Raw genomic sequence first — 18,966 nt, forward strand, 5'->3', positions numbered from 1 at the left:
AGCTGGCGCAGGTCAACAACACGCCGTGCGCCTATTCCTCTCCGATCTTCGCAAAGCTTTCCGGGTCATTAATAACGATGACGCCGCCCTCCTGACGCACGAGGCCTTCCGCCTCCCACAGCTTCAACTGGCGGTTGACGTTTTCGCGCATCAGCCCCGCATGGGCGCCGAGATTGCCCTGGCTCAGCTTCATGTCGATATGGAGCGCACCGTCATCATCATGATGGCCGTAATGCTCGCCTATACGCATCAGCGCACGGGCGAGCCGCGGCCCCGCGGGCAGCGTCGCAATGTCTTCCAGCAGGAAATTGGTGTGGCGCAGCCTGAGGCAAAGGGCGGAGATAATCTGCAGGGCGACGCCGGGATTACGATCGAGAAAGTCGAGAACATCCCGGCGATAAAGCCGAAGCGCCCGCGTTTCCTGTAACGCGGTCGCTGTCGCCGACCGCTCGCCGCCGTCAAACACGCCGAGTTCTCCCAGAACCTCGTTCTCGCCCATAAAGGCGAGCACGGTTTCCTTGCCGGCGTCAGAATAGGACGAGATTTTCACCCGGCCCGACAGGATGATGTAGAGGCAGTCGCTGTCGTCGCCCTGTGCGAAAATCTGCTTTCGCGCCCCGAACACAACCGGCTGCGCATGGTCGAGCAGCCCTTTCAGATTGTCCTCTGAAATGGCTTCGAAAAAGGGATGCCGTTTTAGCTCCCAGATCAGTCCTGTGGCGGCGCCGCGCATAACACCCGCGCTTGTCTAGTTCCCGTTGCGCCAAGTCTAGTGAAAATTCGGAGAATTGTCCCCTTTATGGGTTGAAAGCTGGCGCGTCCTCTCCCCCAGGCGAGGACGCGCCGCTCTCAGATTGAGCCGGTGCGGGGCATGCGCCGGCTCTGTGGGCTCCGTTTTAGCGGTTCGCTGTGAAAAGGCTGGAAAGCCCAAGCGCCGCATTTGTGCCGATAAAACCGATCAAGATAATTTCCACGATACCCATAACGCTCTCTCCTCTTTCCCTGCCGGCCTTTTTCGTCCGCCGATGTTTGAAGGGTAGAACCGTCCTTCCTTTCGCGCTGTGATGGCCGTCACAGCTTGTGTTTCTTTATCTAAGCCTATGTAATTTCTATTTTTTTGAGAGTTTCGGCGCGCCCTCTCCCCCGATCGGGCGCGCCGCTCTCTCCCTGCCGCGTGGCGCAGGTGTTAGCGGCCAACCGTAACGAGGCTCGACAGGCCGAGCGTGACGTTGAGGCCGATGAAACCGATCAGGATGATTTCCACGATACCCATGATGCTCTCTCCTATTTCCCTCATTTCGGCCTCTCCCGGCCGCCGATGAGGAAAAGATAAAAGAGCTCCGGATTTCTCGCTGTGATGGCCGTCACAGCTTGATCCGGTTCCTGCATGAATCTGGATTATTTTGAAATTACAGATAGTTAGCTGTTGATTTGGTCTGCCCGGGCGAGAAATACATCAATCGCGCCGGAAAGCCCGAAAGCCTCGCCCTGCTTCAGGGCCCCAAAATAACGCCGCGCGGCGGCGCCGTCGCCGGCTTCGAGCGCCGCAAGTCCCGCAGCGAAGGTTTCCGTGAAGGTCTGGAACGCCGGACGGCGCGCCAGCGCCTCGTCCCCGGCGAGGGCGTAAATCTCTGTCATCTCACTGCGTCCGGCGGCCGTGAACCGACCCAGCGGCACGGCAGCGAAATCGGGAATGCGGGCCTGCGTCGACGCAGAGATGATGATCGGCGCAGCATAGACCTTGTTCAATGCTTCAAGCCGCGAGGTGAGGTTCACCATGTCGCCGAGCATGGAATATTCAAGATGGTCTTCGGACCCGAAATTCCCGACCTGCGCTTCATCCGTATGGAGACCAATGCCGATACGGATCTCCGGCAGGCCGTGCTTGGAGTTGCCGCGCCATTCGGCATTCAGCTTGTCTACAGCTGTTAACATCGCAAGAGACGCCCGCGCCGCCTGCGCCGGGTGGTTGGCGACATCGATCGGCGCATTCCACATGGCCGCCATGCCATCGCCCATATATTTATCGACGAGACCATTATGGTCGGTGACGATTTTCGTCATCTCGGTGAAATACTGATTTAGGAGCGAGGTCACCTGCACCGCCGACAGGCTATGAGAAATTGTCGTAAACCCGCGAATGTCGGAGAAGAAAGCCGTAATCTCCCGGGTTTCACCTTCAAGCTTTAACAATCCGGGGTCACGTTCAAGTCGCTCTAAGATTAGCGGTGACAAGAATTTCCCGAAGGCGCCGCGAATAAACCGCCGTGCAATCTGTTCCTGCTGAAACAGCACCACAAAGGCACCGAGAAAAGAGAGCGTCAACACAAGCCCCGGCGCGACCGGATCAATCAGAAGCCGTGATGTCGTGAAAGCCGTAAAGGCGCCGCCAAACAGCGCCGCAGCCAGCGCCAGCCAGACAGCAAACCCGGCGGCGGCCGTCATCCGCGGCAGGAACAAAAGCAAGAGCAGAACGACAAACCCGGCCACGGCAATCTCAATCGGCCGCATCACGTCCCAGGCGCGAAACAGCGTCTTTCCACTCAACACCTGCTCGATGATCTCCGCATGGATATGAACGCCGGGGCGTTCATCGCCGAGCGGCGTCACCATCACGTCGCGCAGCCCCTCAGCCGAAGCGCCGATCATGACGATGCGCCCCTTCACCGCCGCCTCAATATCTTTTGCATCGCCTTCAAGAATATCAACGACGGATATCCAGCGCACCGCCATCGCCTCCGGCGAGGCGTAATGCACCCAAAGCTCGCCATCCTCAGTCGTGGGAATATGGAGGCCGCAAAGGGACACCTCTGATATGGACTGTCCGGCGATGCCCTTTACGTGAGCGCGGCAGGGCCGATCCGCCGCCACTTTGAAGCCACGCGGTGCTAACTGCGGATCGAGGCGCGGGGCCGCAACCCGCAAGGCTTCAATCGCAAGGCCCGGATAGATCTCCTTGCCTTCGCAGGCGAGCGCGACCATAGGAGCGCCGCGAACGACCGCATCATTGGAAAGGCCGGTGCGTGCAAATCCCTCACCGCTGGCCGCAGCGCGAAATTGCGGAAGCGAAGGGACGACGCTCCGGAAACTTGGCGCGATCCGCGTCAGCTCATCCGCCGTCATGCCGCCGATTTTTGCGCCATCTAGCGGCGCAGGGCACGCCCCGCCTGTAGCGCCAGCGCGCGCCGTCAAATGGAGGACAGTCGGCGCCGAAGCAAGCGATGCGGCAAGTCTTGCATCGTGATCGACGGCAGAGAGGTCAATCATTGAAAGTTCCGCCGCAACCGGAGCAAGTTGCGGCGCTTCGAGCCAGTTCGCAGTGACATTGACAGGGCTGGTTCTATCCGGTTCGGCGAGAATGATGTCGAGCACGATCACGGCGGCGCCTGCATCGCTCAGGCGGTCCACAATCGTCGCGAGGCGATGACGTGGCCAAGGCCACTGACCATATTTTTCCAGCGCGGCGTCGTCAATTTCAACGACCCGCACCGGGGCGGAGTCATAGGTGCGCGGGCTGAGGCGTTGATATTGATCGAACAGGCGGTCGCGCGCGGAATTGATCAGCGCCGGCTCGTAAAACACCATCGCCAGAGCAAGGGCGGCGCCGATGACCCCGGCAAGACGCGGTCCAAATATCCGCCGCTTCATCGCATTCCGCCCATTAGCGCAACTCTAGTAATCGGTCGCGCCCGGTTGCCGTGTCATTTGTTCGATAGCGCCGACGCCGACGCCGCCCATTCCGTCCTGGAAGTTGAAATATATATCAGCCGTTTCCCCGGCGCCCCCAACACCATCGCGGATCAGGAACAAAGCGTTCTCTATATTCGAGCCGGAAAATTCATCCGCACCGAAGCCGAACACGCCGGCGCCGTTGGCTGCATCATCGAAACTCACAGCGCTGAGGAATTCGACACTATTAAAGGCATAACTGTTCAGGGCATCAGAAATGATGATTTCAACATATGAATCACCGCCCCCAACGGTCCGGCTGGCAAAGTCGATGTCGATGCCAGCGAATGCATTGCCAAATGAAAAGCCGCCATCGGCGCGTTGCACCTGTGCGGAATCGAAACCACCGTCGAAATTAAAGACACCGCCGCCGAGCACAGCCCCCCGCGCCTCAAAGTCGGCCATCGACGAAATGGCGCCTATATTAAAGTTGGAATCAGACAGATTGACTTCAGTATAAAGATGATTGCCTTCACCATCTTCAATAATCGCCGCAAGATCCCCCAGGTAATCGTCGCCTGGTCCTACCATCGCCTCGCCCGCGACAACCACCGGATCGCTGCTCAGCGACGCCAATGTGTAAAAAGCGAGTCCGAACAGACCGGAATCGAAAGACGCCGCCTGATCGAGGGCCACATATTGCACAGCATTATCGCCGCCGATGGCCGGATCTGCGGCGGCGGAAACAGCGACGAAAGACGATCCGCCGCCAACTGTGCGGTTGGCGAAATCAACCTCCAGCTGTGCGACAGACCAGCCGGTGAGCCGCGCCGGAGCGCCGAGCGTTGAAATAACATTGGTGGAGGCGCCCTCTAACATCACCGAGCCCCCGCGTATTGAAACAGAATCAAGCTCTGTCAGTGTGTAGACATCCGCGAGGTCCTCGCTGAAATAGGCAAGCTCGCCTGTCCCCGGCGTCAAAAGGACATCATCGGCGCCGCCCGCGAGAATATAAGGCGTGTTATTCGGGTCGCTGCCTTCAAATTCACTGCTGACATCAACCGTCACCGCGCCATTTTCACCCTGACGCACCGTCAGACTAAAAGCAGGCGTATCAAAAGCCGAAAGACCGCCCTCGCCCAACATGAAAGAAACGCCGGCGCTCGCTAATTGCGCTTCCAGGAAAGCTTCTATCACCTCCGGCGAGGGTTCAACGCCGGTCATGCTGCGCTGTGTAAGATCGCTCGGATCGGTTACTGTAAAGTCAAACTTCACAAAAGAGGCCAACGCCTCAGGTGCAATCGTCCGGTTCGCCCAGTCAATCGCGATCTGGAACATGACGACCCCGTCCTGCGTCACCGGCGACGAACCGGAGCCTACCGTTAGTTGCGCAGGCGCAATGACGAACAGGTTCCCATCCGGACTTGTTTGTAGCCCGGCGTAATCATCGAGGAGGTCCAGCGGCAGAATATCGCCAACCGGCACCGTAAAGTCAGGGTCGCCCTCATCATTCCCGAAAGGCCGTTCAGGATAATATTCCGTATCGCTATTTTTTTGGAGGCCACGCTTGCTAGCATGTTGCTGGCCGTCATCACCTTCCTGCGTTCCTTGACCAGACTCATTGAGCGGATCGCCAGCGTAATCCTGCTCATCGCCATCCCCTTCCGGAATGACAGGCAGGAATGCATCATAGATTTTCTTCAAGAGTTCTTCGTCAGCGCGATAGGGCTCGGAAATACCATCGGGACCAATTCGCACGACCCAGCCCGGACGTTTCAGGCTCGCTTCGATCTGATCCCGGTTTTCGTCAATCCAGAAATCGACCAAACCTTTCGGCGAAAGCCCGCTATTGTCGCGCAGGGGCCCCTCAAGGAGGGCATACACAAAACCTTCTATTTCAACGACGATGACATTGGTGCCGCGCACACCCATGGTGACGCCGCTATCCTGAATTTCAACTTCCGTCGAACCAGGCTCCGTATCACGGCCCGATGAATATCGCACGCCTCCGCGGACGAAATTGACGACACGCCGGCGCCCGGCGCCGCTGGCGTCATAGAATTCGCTGATGGCCGATTCCGAATTCGGCGAAAATGAATAGGTGCTCCAGTCACACAGTTTGAGCTGTAGATGGGAGTCATCTCCGGTGCGCACATAATCTTCGGAGAACATGTCATCGCCCGATTCCGGCCGGAACACGCCGCTTCGCGAGCTACGCGAAACGCCGACCTCGGGACCGACGACGGCAGTGGCGTTCCCCGCTTTCGGATCGTCAGTATCTTCGTCGAAACATTCCGCCGCCATCACAGGCGCTGCGAAAAGAATCAATCCCGCCACTGCGACGGTTGCTTTCAGCATGGAGGCGATGTGATTCTGTTTCATGCCGTCCCCCCTAAAACGCAATTCGCTTCGAAATCAGGAACGCCGCCTTATGCGTCTTGTAATCGAAGTTGATAATGTTGGAGTCCACTGTCTCATATTCATATTGGGCGATGAGCGTGATGTCTTTCACCGCTTCAGGCAGGCCCGGCGCGAAGAAAGAAATCGGCGCGCCCAGCGTGAAGCGGCCGCGATAAAGCCATTCATCCCGCGTGATCAGCGGCGTGATGAAATTGTCCGGCCCGTCATAAGAGGAGTTCTCCGCCCAGACGCCGACCATCGAAAAGGCGCCGCGCCCAAGCAGCCAGCTATGCTGGGCATGGACGCCGTAGCGGTTATAGGATTCGTAGACTTCCTCGCCGTTTTTATCGGCGTAAAGACCTTCCACCGTCAGTTTCTGACTTGAGGTGAAACGCCATGTGGCGCCCAGCCGCCCGCTGATCCGCCGGCCAGTGCGCTCACTCGCTGCGCCGAAATCACTTGTGTCGCGGAAATCTTCCTGCTCGCCGCGCGCAATCGCATAAGTCGTAAAGCGCGGGGTCCACCGATAGGCGACCTCAAGATCGCCGCCATAGGTCGCGAGATAGTCATCGCCATCGAGCCAGTAAAACCCGCCACGCACACGCGGCGTGAAGGACCAGTTGCCGGAATACCATGTCCCGCCCAACGCCAGCGTGGCGACGTCGAGATCGAGATTGTCGACCTCCATCTTGTCCGAATGATAAAAGCCGACATCCGCATGAAGAAGGCTTCCCTCCTGAGTGCCGAGATCATGCTGCAGACGCCCCTGCGCCGAAACGACAAATGCAAAGTCATCGACCTTCGGATTGGCGTTGAGCGTTGTGGTGACAAACTGGCCCGGAACAAACGGATTGGGCAGAGAGAACAAAACCTCGCCGCTAGACGGCGACTGATTACGGTTTGTCTCGTAATCGACGCCGGTGGTGATCGTCAGCGCGCCGCGCGTCGGACGTTGCTCATAGCGAATACGTTTGAGGTAAGTTTCCGCCTCCGCCGCCAATGGCCCGGGCAATTGGCCGCTTTCAAGCGCCAGCTCAAGCTCATAACGCGCGCGATCGTAAAGCCCGAGACGGTAGAGCACCAAACCATATAAAACGCGCACGTCATAATAGGTCGGATTGAGAAGCAGAATGCGCTCCAGCGTGGCGCCGGCTTCCTTGAGGTCGCCTGCCGCAATTTGTTGACGGGCATAATCAATATTCAGCTGAACATTTTCCGGCGCAGACAGAATCTGTTCGAACGGGATGCGCCCGTCTCTGTAACGGTTCGTCTGCAGGTCGCGTTGCGCTTCGTAAAGGTCGCGATCCACAGCTTCGCGCGCCGCCTCTTCGGGCTCCTGCGCCCTCGCGGCGCCGGATGCTGAAAAAGCCGCCAGCGCGGCAACGCCGAGGCGCCGAATTACAGATTTTCGGGATTTCTCTCCCATAAACTCCCCCTTGCCCGGCGCGAGCAACGCTCACCCCAGGTAAGTCGCCATTCCCATACAGCGCAAACGCGCATGAAGCGCGTTGAGCGATGTCTCTCTCACGAGACTATGCGATGCAGCAATTTCCCCCGCAACCGTTTTCTCGCCGCTGTTAACCACGAAACTGCGGCGAAAGCGGGGCGTTTTCAGCACCTTACCGGTTCGTCACCAACTGCCAGATGATAAAATAGTGGGTTAGATGGTGAACCATCTGATCGAAACCGAAAGAAATCCAGAAAGACTGTTTTTGGGGATTTCCGAAACGGCCAAGCAGCGCGCGCGCAGATTTGATCCGGTCCATGGTGAAATGCGCGCCGAAATCGACCAGCGCCAGCCACCACAGATGCGGGTTGACCGTCATCACAATCGTCAGGGTCAGGAGCGCATGAATAAGCACATGCAATGTCAGCGGATACAAAAAGCCCCAGCCCGGCTTCATCTTGCCATTGGCCATCCAGGTGGTTTGCAGAAGGTAATCGCTGATGAAATGCTTGGCCTGATAGGTCAATAACAGCGCAAAGACGAACGCGACGTCATTCATTAGTCGTAATCCTGCCCTAAATCCCCTCGTCCCGCCGTAACATTGGCGCAACGCGAAACCCTATGCCGGGTCGGAGCGCTGAGGCAAGACGACGATCAGTCTTTCCAAGGTTCGTAAGTGATGCACGTCACACTTATTGCAGCGCAACGAAATTTCTCAACGCTCAAAGCGCGTTGATCATTTCCACAATGCGCGCGCGCTCCGGCGCGTCTTCGGGCATCATCGCGACAAGTCGCGACCAATAATTCCGCGCCGCTTCACTATTACCGCGCTGGCTGGCCGCGAGCCCTTGAAAATAAAGCGCAAAGGGATTGTTTTCATCAAGCGCCGCAAGCGCTTCAACGGCTTCTTCCGCCTGCTGATCAATAGGCTCACCCCTGGCCGCACTCGCGGCGACAAGCGCCTGCACCCGGCCCATATGCAGTTCCGGATCTTGCGGCGACAGGGCGATTGCTTTTGCATAAGCATTGGCGCTTTTCACATAGTCTTCCATCACCGCATATGAACGCGCGAGCATGGTCCAGCCTTCAAGATCATCGGGGTTTTCTTCCAGACGCGCAGCAAGTCCCTGCACCATGCCGGAGATCATTTGCGCGCGATCATCCGGCGACATATCCGCCGCCATTTGCGCGCGCGATCGCGCGGCGATTTCCTGGCCGGCCAGCGTTTCTTCTTGCGCGGGATTGCCAAGGGCACCATATAGAATAAACGCCGCCAGCGGCGCGGCCGCGGTCAGCGCCATCGCCGCGTATTGAACAGACTTGCCGATCGCTTTGTCAGTTTTCTTTTCCGCCGCCCGATGCGCCGCAAGAAGACGCCGCCGCGCCTCTTTTTCTGCTGTTTGCGCATCTTCTGCGCTGATAAGCCCCGCCTCACGGTCGCGGGCGATATCCGCGATCTGCGCCGCCAGATAATCCTCTTCGTCAAGCGGCTCCGCCCCTGGGCGCGAGCGCTGGAAAGGCTCAATCAACAGACCAAGCGCCGCTACCGCCAAAACAAGCATGACAATCCAGAGCATCAGCCGCGCTCTTCCAGAAGACGGTCAATTTCCTGCTCGTCTTCCTCACTGATAGGCGTCGCGGGAACCGGTTTCGCACGGCGCAAAAAGAAGAACGCGCCCGCCCCGCCTGCTGCAAGCGCCAGCGCGGGAAACGCCCAGAGAAACAGCGTATTGCCCTGCACCGGCGGTTTCAGAAGCACATAATCGCCATAGCGTTCGACGACATAGGCGATGACTTCCTTATTCGTGTCACCCGCGACAAGCCGCTCTCGTACGAGCAGGCGTAAATCTTTTGCCAGCGGCGCGTTTGACTCTGCAATGGACTGACTCTGGCAGACAACACAGCGCAATTGCGCGTCAATCTGTTCTGCGCGCGCTTCAAGCGCTGGGTCGTCGAGCAATTCGTCCGGCTCCGCCGCGATGGCGGCGCCCATGCAAAAAAGCGTGACTATAAAAACAAGAGCCCTCATTGACCGCGCAACTCCTCGATCATGGGCCCAAGCGTGTCATTCCAATATTGCTCGGTTATCGGCATCGCGACGCGGAAACGCACCTTGCCCTGCTTATCGATCACGAAGGTTTCCGGCGCGCCCGTCACGCCGAGATCGACGGCGACGCGGCCGGAATAATCGTCACCCACTTTTGTGTACGGATTGCCGAGCCGGTCGAGCCATTCCTTGCCTTTGCCCGGTTCGTCTTTCCAATTGAGACCATAAATCTTGATGGTGTCGTTTTTCGCGAGCTGCATCAGAAATGGATGCTCGATATGGCAACTCACACACCAGGACGCGAAGATATTTAGAAGAACGACCTCGCCCTTTTTCAATTCATCCGACGAAAATCCCTGATCCAGCCCTTCAATCGCCGCCATTTCAAATTGCGGCAAAGGCTTGTCGATTAACTGCGAAGGTATCGCGCTTGGATCGCGCGTCAGGCCCCAGGCGAAAAAGGCGCCGATCACCAAAAATAAAGCCACCGGAATGATCAGGACAACACGGTTCATGCGGGCGCCGCCTCGACTGCTGCAGGCGCCGGTTTGCGGTCGCGCAACTTTGCCGGTTTTCGGCCCCTGTCGCCAAACGCCACAAGTCCGCCAAAAGCGGTCACAGCCGCGCCGAGCCATAAAAAACCGACAAGGGAATTAAAGAACAGACGCACCGGCCAGCCATTGCCGGATTTATTGGCCCCGAATGAAATATAAAGATCGTTCATGCCGCGCGCGCGGATCGCCGCTTCACTCGTCTCCATCCCGCGCACGGGGTAAAACCGGCGTTCACCCGCCAGCATTACGCGTTGGTCATTTTTCGTTGCGAGAAACGTCGCGCGTTCGGCTTCATAATTCGGACCACTGATGCGCTCAACAGACTGCAAGGTGACAGAGTAGCCTGCGATTTCAGCCCTATCGCCTTCGGCCATGAGTTGAACCACTTCAGTTTTCCAGAGGCTCATGCTGGCGGCGCCGACAGCGAACAACGCGATGCCGCAATGGGCTATCGCCGCGCCCCAGGCGGCGCCGGGAAGGCCCTTGGCGCGCGCAAGACTTTGCGAGAAAGGCGCACGAAAAAGGTTGATGCGTCCGGCGATGTCGATCATCGCGCCGCCCGCAAGCCAGACCACAAGCCCCATGGCGAAGGCGCCGCTGATGCGGGCGCGGTCCGCGATCACCGCGACGATGATCGCCATCACGAGCGCCGCCGCGGCGGCGGGCCAGAGTTTTTTAACACTGGCGCCGAGATCGGCCTTCTTCCACGCAAGCAATGTTCCGACAGCAGCAAGGATCAGCGTTACAGACGCAAGCGGCGCAAAGATGAAATTGAAATAAGGCGCGCCGACGGAAATTTTCTCGCTCGACAACACATCAATGAACAGCGGATAGAATGTTCCGACGAAAACAACCGCGCAGGCCACAAGCATCAAGACATTGTTGACGACAAGCGCGCCCTCGCGGCTGACCGCAGCAAACGCGCCCGTCGCCGAGAGTGAATTCGCCCGCAGCGCAAAAAGGCTGAGCGATCCGCCGATCGCCGCCATCAAGATCATGAGAATGAACACGCCGCGCGTCGGATCCACCGCGAAGGCATGGACTGAGGTGATAACGCCCGAGCGCACAAGGAAAGTGCCCACAAGACTGAGCGAAAATGCGGTGATGGCAAGGAGGACCGCCCACCCCTTCATGGCGTCGCGGCGTTCAACCACGCGAACCGAATGGATCAGCGCGGTGCCCGCGAGCCACGGCATGAGAGAGGCGTTCTCCACCGGGTCCCACGCCCACCAGCCGCCCCAGCCAAGCTCGTAATAGGCCCACCAGCTCCCGAGCGCGATGCCGATGGTGAGAAACACCCAGGCGATCAGCGCCCAGGGACGCACCAGGCGCGCCCAGACCGTATCGGCTTTGCCGCGAATGAGCGCGGCGACCGCAAAGGAGAACGGAATCGAGAAGCCCACATAGCCGAGATAGAGAAACGGCGGATGGATCGCGAGGCCGGGGTCCTGCAGCAACGGGTTCAGTCCCGTCCCGTCCAGCGGCGCCGGGAACAGCCGCAGGAACGGATTGGATGTGAACAGAATGAAAGCGAGGAAGGCGGAGACAATCAGCGCCTGTACGCCAAGCGTCAGCAACAACAGATCGCGCGGCGCTGCGCGCCCTTGCGCCGCCAGAACCCCGCTGAACAAGGTGAGGATCAGCGCCCAGAGCAGCATCGAGCCCTCATGGTTCGCCCATGTCCCGGTCAGCTTGTAGATGAAGGGCTTCGCCGTATGGGAATTTTCAAAGACATTCGACACGGAAAAATCCGAAATCGCGTAAGCGTGCATCAGGCTGAAAAACGAGACCGCCACGAGACCGAAAATCAGGATCGCCGCGCGCTGGCCAAAAGCGGCGAAGCGTGCATCCTGCGCCCGTGCGCCGATCAGCAGCGCCGGCGCCTGCGCCAGCGATAGCGCGAAAGCGAGGATCAGCGCGAAATGTCCGATTTCTGGGGTCATGGAGCGGTCCTTGTACGAGCCGATTTCAATAGAGGCTTCGTCCGGATTCTGCGAGGGCCGCCTCCCGCGATAAATAGGCGCTGCTCCTCGCTGCGAGCGGGCCCCGAGCCTGTCTGCGCCCTTGTTTTATGCGGGGTTGCGGGCGATGTGGCGCCATTTGGAATTTTCTGCTCCGTCATCATATCCGTCGCCTCGTTTGTCATCCCGAACGATTCCAGAGATCGCATGGCGAATGACCGTTGAGAGAGTATAGGGCGGCGCCGAAGGTGTTGGATAACTATTCACCAACACTGGGCAAAAGTGCTGTTTTTCAACAGAAATGATGAATTTCCGAAACAGCCGCTCGCCCTATGGGGGCGGGCTTTCTCAGCGCACCATATCCACGATTTCGGTCATCACCGTCAGATGCTCCCGCGCAAAATTGCGGCAGCGTTCAGGCGACCAGCCATGAACCGGGTCCGGGTTCACATTCGCGTCCTTGAACGGCATTTCAAGAGTCATGGACAGACAGTTCCATGTCTCCGCGACATAGGAATTGGCGATATCGAGATTGGCCTTGCCGGGCGCGGCGGGCGGATAGCCCTGCTTGGTCTGGAAGTCCTTGGAGATGTCGAGCAGCCGCGAGGAATACGTACTGAACAGCTTCTCGTGGCGCTCATCCCACGACGGAATGCCAAAAGCATTGTCAAGGAAGTTGTTGGGGATCGCCTCATCGCCATGGACGTCGAGGAAAAAATCGACGCCGGTCTCGCGCATTTTTTCGCGCGTGAGGAAGACTTCCGGGCTTTCCTCCATGCTAGCGTTGCGCCATGCGCGATTGAGGTCTTTTCCGGCGGCGTTGGTGCGCAAATGTCCGCGTTGGGCGCCGTCGAGATTCATGCACGGCACAATATGGAACGTCGCCTGCTCCAGCAGGGTCTTGGCGCCGCCATCCCCTTCATCGGTGAGACGCTCCAGAAAGCCTTCCATCCACCACGAGCCCATGGTCTCGCCCGGATGCTGGCGCGCAATCACCCAGAAGTGCCGCGCGCCTTCGCCGGCTTTGAAATAATCGATTTCCTGACCGTCCAAAGTCTCGCCAAGAACCTCATGCGAGAGCACCGGCGACTCTTTGATATTTTCAATATAGGTGCGGTAGCGGCTGGTCGGATAAGGCGCGAAATAGGCGTAATAGATTTTATCTTTTTCCGGCTTATGCGTGATTATCAGCTCGCGGCCGTCAAACGCCGTATCCACGCGGAACCAGTCGTCCTGATCATAGGAGGCGACGGCGCGGTAGTCTTTCCAGCCGCCAAGATACGACGCCCCTTGCGCATTGGTGAGACGCATCTTCAGGGCTTGCCCCTCCGCACCCTCAACGCAATAGAAAAACCACTGAAAGAAGTTGGCCTTGCCGTCGGGTTTGATCTCAAGCTCTATATTCGATGGATTGTCGGCGTTCGTACAGAGAATGTTGCCGCTGTCGAAATCGCTTGAGATCTTGATCATTGCTTCCCTTCGGGGCCTCGCCCTTTAGTCTTTCTTTTCCGTGATCGGCATCACCACACGGATGTGAACGTCCTTCAACTGTTCCGGCGACGCTTCGATCGGCGCATGAAGCAACAGATCTTCAGCCTGCTGAGTCATCGGGAACATCGTCACTTCGCGGATGTTCACCTGGTCGCAGAGCAGCATCACGATCCGCTCAATACCCATGGCGCACCCACCATGGGGCGGCGCGCCATATTTGAACGCATTCAACATGCCGCCGAACTTGTCCTCGACGACTTCCTTGCCGTAACCGGCGACGTCAAAGGCTTTATACATTATGTCGGGACGATGGTTCCGGATCGCGCCGGAGCCAAGCTCATATCCATTGCAGACGAGGTCGTACTGATAGGCCTTGATCGCGAGATAATCCTCGTCGGTCTTCACGCTTTCGAGCGCTTCAAGGCCTCCCTGCGGCATGGAAAACGGATTGTGGCCGAACTCGACTTTTTTGTTTTCCTCGTCCCATTCATACATGGGAAAATCGACAATCCAGGCCATTTCGAATTTGTTCTTGTCGGTGAGGCCTAATTCCTCGCCGATCACCACGCGCGCTTTCGCGGCGACCGCCTGGAAATCCTCCGCCTTGCCCGCAAGGAAGAACGCCGCATCGCCGGCTTTCATGCCAAGCTGCGCGCGCACCGCTTCGGCGCGTTCCGGACCGATATTCTTCGCCAGCGGACCTTTCACTTCCGTTTCGTCGAAGATCATGTAGCCCATGCCCGGCAGACCTTCCTTCTGGGCGAAGGAATTCATGCGGTCGCAGAAAGCGCGAGAACCGCCGCCCGGCGCCGGTATGGCGCGGATTTCGTTTTTCGGATCGGCGTCGAGAATTTGCGCGAAGATCTTGAAGCCCGATCCACGGAAATGATCCGACACGATCTGCATTTCGATGGGGCAGCGAAGGTCCGGCTTGTCGGAACCATATTTCAGCATAGACTCATCATAAGGGATCATCGGGAACGGATAATTCGTCACCGCGCGCTCGCCGGCAAACGCCTTGAAGGTCTGCTCCATGACCGGGCCGACAGCGTCGAACACATCCTGGCGCTCAACGAAACTCATCTCGAGGTCGAGCTGATAGAATTCGCCGGCGGATCGGTCAGCGCGCGCATCCTCGTCGCGGAAGCATGGCGCGATCTGGAAATAGCGGTCAAAGCCCGACACCATGATGAGCTGTTTGAAAATCTGCGGCGCCTGGGGCAGCGCATAGAATTTTCCGGGGTGAAGCCGCGACGGCACCAGAAAATCGCGCGCGCCTTCCGGCGATGACGCCGTCAGAATCGGCGTCTGGAACTCGGTGAAGCCCGCTTTTTCCATACCGCCCCGGATCGCCGTAATGATCTTGGAACGGATCATGATGTTCCGGTGCAGGGTCTCACGGCGGAGATCGAGATAACGGTGCGTCATCCGGATGTCTTCGGGATAGTCAGGCTCGCCAAAAACCGGCAGCGGCAACTCGTCCGCGCTGGACAACACTTCAAACGCGTCCATGCGGACTTCGATATCACCCGTGGGGAGGTTCGGGTTCACGGCCTCGGCGTCGCGCGCGACCACCCGGCCGTCGATCATGATGACGCTTTCCTGGCGAACTTTCTCGACCTCTGCGAAAAACGCCGCTTCAGGCTCAACCACGAGCTGTGTCAGCCCGTAATGATCGCGCAGGTCGATAAACAGGAGCCCTCCATGGTCACGCTTGCGGTGGACCCAGCCTGAGAGGCGAACGGTCTCGCCAACCTCGGTTTTGCGCAATTCTCCACAGGTGTGGCTACGATAGGCGTGCATTCTATTCCCCACTGAAATTAGTCGCGCCGGAGTGGCGATTACCACATGCAATGTCAAGGCCGCGAGGTCAGGTTCGAAAGCGAGACGATTGCTTCACGCCATAAGCCAAAAAGTAAAGCTTACTGGACATTATTCACTTGACATACCAAGACTGATTTCCTATCTTTTGGTCATTGGAGAGAGACAATGGCCAAGAAGCTCACAGACCCGATTTTCCACGATGAAGAAGCCGCCCGCGCTCACTACGAGGCGCTGCGCTGGCCTGATGGCCGGGTCTGCCCTCACTGCGGCGTGGTAGGCGACGAATTTTCGACCCTTCTGAAGGGCAAATCCACGCGCCCCGGCCTCTACAAGTGCAAGGTCAAGGAATGCCGGAAGCCCTTTTCCGTGACCATCGGCACGATCTACGAGCGGTCCCATATCCCGCTCCATAAGTGGTTACTGGCCACGCACCTGATGTGCTCTTCGAAAAAAGGCATCAGCGCCGCCCAGCTTCACCGCAACCTTGGTTTCGGCTCTTACCGGACGGCTTGGTTTATGGCTCACCGCATCCGCGAGGCGATGCGCCCGGAAGATTTCGAGCCTTCCATGGGCTCCGGTGGCGGCAAGGTTGAGGCAGACGAAACTTTCATCGGACGCGATCCCGATGCGCCTAAGAGCCGTATGCCTATCCGCAATATGTGCAAGGTTGTTTCGCTTGTTGACCGCAATTCAGGGCGTGTGCGCAGTTATGTGGTCGACAACATCAGCCTGAAAACGATCAAGCCGATCCTAGAAGAAAACCTTGCCCGTGAAGCGCATCTGATGACCGATGAGGCCCCGCACTATCGCGGCATCGGCGATACGTTTGCGAAGCATTACAGCGTCAATCACTCGGCTGACGAATACGTTAACCGCGAAGACAACACGATCCATACCCAGACGATTGAAGGATATTTCGGCATCTTTAAGCGTGGAATGCGTGGCGTGTATCAGCATTGCGATAAAAAACACCTGCACCGTTACCTGAGTGAATTTGATTTCCGCTACTCCAATCGCGCAGCGCTAGGCATTGACGACACGCAGCGCACGGAGAAGGCTATCAAGGCAACTGTCGGGAAGCGTCTTTTATATGAAGCAACTTCTGGACGGGAAGCCGCGCAAGCTTAAGGGGCCTAATCGGAAGGCTCGCTGGCGGACGAAGGGGAAGTGATAGGACGGCCCGGCTTTCTGCCGGGCTCTGGCTTGGGATGTTCCTTTGGTAGAGTTCTTAACATGCGCTTTATGACTTCATCGCGACGTAACGCGATTTTACCATCATCCAGCATCTCATGCTTTTTGTGTTCAGGGTTTTCCAAGAAACCTACGCTTCGCCTCTCATGGCCGCCACTTTGGGGTGTAGCTTATGACCGCGATCTTTAGCAACTTTTCTGGCAAGCTCTTTACCCGCCTTTGCCTGCTGCCTCATTAATTCGATCTCGGAGTCGCTGTAAAAGCTGGTTTCCGGCGGGCACACCTTCACTGGTGCGGGCGCGCGCCCACGCCGCAAGATTTTGTCCTTCAGCTTCTGAAAGGCACTCCGGGCCATGTCCAAACGTTTCCTGCCAATAGCTTTGAAACCCATCTCCATAATACGCATGGAGGTCACCAATAGTTCCTCGCGTAATACCAAAAGGCGTGGAACTTCCTTCCTTATTACACAACACACTTACGGCGACAACGTAACCGCCGTTTCTGAGGATATGGCTCCTCAGGGCCGCTAATGAACCCCCTGTGGTGCAGGTATCGTCTATCAAAAGGTAGGGAGCACCCCTTGAAATTTCACCAACAAATGCAGGTTGGCACAAGAATCGGCTAAAAAGCTTTAATTTCGTCCTACCAACACGGGCGGCCTGTATTATCGCCTTATCAACGTAACAACCCAGTAACTGTTGCAAATATGCCGCATATGCGAACGGTAAGGCATTGGTAGGTCCCCGCATGGGGGCCTCAAACCCCACCCCATCCTCATCGTCAAAGGACGGGTGAGGAAACGCAATTATGGGGGCTCGATTACGCGAAAATGCATCGTCTATCAGCAGATCGACAACGTCGCCACTTACGACGCGCTCGACTATTTCAAATGCGGGATCCATTTGAAACTCTGTTTTCGCCTTTCTGTATGTCTCTACAAATTGCCCCTTTTCTTCCGCAGAATAGCCGCCCCAGGTCCCCTTAACTTGATCGTATTGCGCATGTACATGAAGCATAGGAGTGCCCAAAGCCTCCCAAGGTTCCCTTGGGTGCCGGACGTAGACACCGTTTTTTCCAAACTTCATCGTCATAAAAAATCCAACACTCGACGTGCTGGCGCCGGCGCTAGTTAAGTGATAAATTATGCCCGGCGGGGTACCGACGCTAACGCGCCGTCAACCGCCGGGTCTTTAGTTTAGGCTCTTAAAACCATAGGCGTCGCCGTCCTTGCGGCCTCCCTGTTGGAGTTCCGCTCAACGGTTCCGGCCTGTGAAACTGGCCGTCGAGCGATCCGAAATTCTGCGGCGGCTCCATCAGGAGCCGCCGTTCTTTTTTACCGACTTGATTTCTATTCCGATCAAGTCGCCTTCTTCGGTCTCATAAATCATGTCGAAGGCGTTAGCGGCGAGTGTCAGCCACTTTGCGCGGTCTCGGTGCGACCATGATTTCCCTGTCTCTGGCAGGGTGCGAAGCAAACCTTCAATAAAGGGGTGATAATCGCCGTCTCCTCCGCTGCCGCCGCCTCCGCCGCCATAATAGGGGGGCCTCGACGGAGGCTGACCAACGTCAACGGCGGCGGTTTCGGGTTGATCGGACGAAGGAGCATCGCGCAACTCAGAAGTGGAGGACGAAGCGGTGCGCGGCCTCACGAGACGGTCATCGCCGCTATCGAAAAATCCTGCCTCTTTAGCCGAGCGCTGAAAGACTTGACGCGCCCTGTCGGCCTGTTTTGCAACCACGCCAAGTGAGATCATTTCACGCTCCAACGCCTTGGCCGGAGGGAGTAGTTTGCCGCGATAGGTTTCGAAGATTTTTGAATACAGCGGAACATTAAGAAAAGCGGCGCTTTTCGCGTCGGCCTCCGACTCTGGCGTAAGGAGGCGCGTTCCAAGGTCCGTCAGCTTTACCGCTGAATTTCCCTCTTTTTCGATAAATCCGAACATTCGAGTGGCGGATGTGCGCAGTCGAAAATTGCCGCTCATAGTCACGTTCATTTCGGCGGCCAGCTCGTCCAAAGGGCACGGCCCCAAGCCCTGCCGAGAATATACCGCCTTTGCGACCTCCACAGCGTTGGCCAGATCGACGTTTGGGAACATGATGGAAGACTGCTGGCGCGGGGCCGAATCGCCTTTGTCGGTGTCAGCTTTTGCCTTGTCGAAGCTTACGGTTTCGCCTGTCATGGGGGCGCCTCCTGTCCAATTGGAAGGCGGACAATATATGAACATGTTCCCGGCGCCTAGCCATGTTCCCTCGTTTTAGCGAACACTTTTTCCCCAGAATTGGGGATTTGTTCACGGATCATGATCCTTTCTGAAAAACAAGGAGAACACCCGGGAACGTGGAAAAATATATGAATTAGGTCAGCAATATCCCGCATGGTAC

Annotated in this window: 14 protein-coding genes; 1 reads left to right on the forward strand and 13 read right to left on the reverse strand. The window is 57.5% G+C overall.

Features of this window, described 5'->3' with window-relative positions; translation table 11 throughout:
• Nucleotides 1–31: 31 nt before the first annotated feature.
• The 11 genes from ACFOOP_RS15620 to aspS form a co-directional block, all read right to left on the reverse strand.
• Nucleotides 32–733: a Crp/Fnr family transcriptional regulator gene (locus ACFOOP_RS15620; RefSeq protein ID WP_379882061.1), complete on the reverse strand. Its 702-nt coding sequence runs from the start codon at nt 731–733 to the stop codon at nt 32–34.
• 686 nt (nt 734–1,419) lie between these two features.
• Nucleotides 1,420–3,648 (reverse strand): CHASE2 domain-containing protein, encoded by a 2,229-nt coding sequence (locus ACFOOP_RS15625; protein WP_379882062.1) that lies wholly within the window; start codon nt 3,646–3,648, stop codon nt 1,420–1,422.
• Nucleotides 3,649–3,672: 24 nt separating this feature from the next.
• Complete coding sequence (locus tag ACFOOP_RS15630) at nt 3,673–6,051, reverse strand: FecR domain-containing protein (RefSeq protein WP_379882063.1); 2,379 nt, start codon at nt 6,049–6,051, stop codon at nt 3,673–3,675.
• 10 nt (nt 6,052–6,061) lie between these two features.
• Nucleotides 6,062–7,495, reverse strand: a complete 1,434-nt coding sequence (locus ACFOOP_RS15635) for a surface lipoprotein assembly modifier (protein WP_379882064.1) — start codon at nt 7,493–7,495, stop codon at nt 6,062–6,064.
• A gap of 193 nt (nt 7,496–7,688) precedes the next feature.
• Nucleotides 7,689–8,075 (reverse strand): DUF3307 domain-containing protein, encoded by a 387-nt coding sequence (locus ACFOOP_RS15640; RefSeq protein ID WP_379882065.1) that lies wholly within the window; start codon nt 8,073–8,075, stop codon nt 7,689–7,691.
• Between the two features lie 163 nt (nt 8,076–8,238).
• Complete coding sequence (gene ccmI, locus ACFOOP_RS15645; protein WP_379882066.1) at nt 8,239–9,093, reverse strand: c-type cytochrome biogenesis protein CcmI; 855 nt, start codon at nt 9,091–9,093, stop codon at nt 8,239–8,241.
• Nucleotides 9,093–9,545, reverse strand: coding sequence for a cytochrome c-type biogenesis protein (locus ACFOOP_RS15650; protein WP_379882067.1), 453 nt, complete (start codon nt 9,543–9,545; stop codon nt 9,093–9,095). The genes ccmI and ACFOOP_RS15650 overlap by 1 nt, the downstream gene beginning before the upstream one ends.
• On the reverse strand, nt 9,542–10,078 hold the full coding sequence (locus tag ACFOOP_RS15655) for a DsbE family thiol:disulfide interchange protein (protein WP_379882068.1): 537 nt from the start codon (nt 10,076–10,078) through the stop codon (nt 9,542–9,544). The genes ACFOOP_RS15650 and ACFOOP_RS15655 overlap by 4 nt, the downstream gene beginning before the upstream one ends.
• On the reverse strand, nt 10,075–12,060 hold the full coding sequence (locus ACFOOP_RS15660; protein ID WP_379882069.1) for a heme lyase CcmF/NrfE family subunit: 1,986 nt from the start codon (nt 12,058–12,060) through the stop codon (nt 10,075–10,077). The genes ACFOOP_RS15655 and ACFOOP_RS15660 overlap by 4 nt, the downstream gene beginning before the upstream one ends.
• A 366-nt stretch (nt 12,061–12,426) precedes the next feature.
• Nucleotides 12,427–13,548 carry a M14 family metallopeptidase gene (locus tag ACFOOP_RS15665; protein WP_379882070.1) on the reverse strand — a complete coding sequence of 374 codons (1,122 nt, stop codon included), beginning with the start codon at nt 13,546–13,548 and terminating at the stop codon, nt 12,427–12,429.
• 24 nt (nt 13,549–13,572) lie between these two features.
• On the reverse strand, nt 13,573–15,372 hold the full coding sequence (aspS, locus tag ACFOOP_RS15670) for an aspartate--tRNA ligase (protein WP_379882071.1): 1,800 nt from the start codon (nt 15,370–15,372) through the stop codon (nt 13,573–13,575).
• Nucleotides 15,373–15,558: 186 nt separating this feature from the next.
• On the opposite strand from aspS, the gene ACFOOP_RS15675 reads away from it, so the two are divergent.
• Nucleotides 15,559–16,521, forward strand: a complete 963-nt coding sequence (locus ACFOOP_RS15675) for an IS1595 family transposase (protein WP_379882072.1) — start codon at nt 15,559–15,561, stop codon at nt 16,519–16,521.
• A 272-nt stretch (nt 16,522–16,793) separates the two neighbouring features.
• Here ACFOOP_RS15675 and ACFOOP_RS15680 read toward each other — a convergent pair whose 3' ends face one another.
• Together ACFOOP_RS15680 and ACFOOP_RS15685 are read right to left on the reverse strand one after the other, a co-directional pair.
• A complete protein-coding gene (locus ACFOOP_RS15680) occupies nt 16,794–17,675 on the reverse strand; it encodes a phosphoribosyltransferase (RefSeq protein WP_379882073.1) in 882 nt (293 codons plus the stop codon).
• Between the two features lie 222 nt (nt 17,676–17,897).
• Nucleotides 17,898–18,764 carry a helix-turn-helix domain-containing protein gene (locus tag ACFOOP_RS15685; protein ID WP_379882074.1) on the reverse strand — a complete coding sequence of 289 codons (867 nt, stop codon included), beginning with the start codon at nt 18,762–18,764 and terminating at the stop codon, nt 17,898–17,900.
• Nucleotides 18,765–18,966: the final 202 nt, after the last annotated feature.

The sequence above is a fragment of the Hyphococcus aureus genome (assembly GCF_042643165.1).
Taxonomy (GTDB): Bacteria; Pseudomonadota; Alphaproteobacteria; order Caulobacterales; family Parvularculaceae; genus Hyphococcus; species Hyphococcus aureus.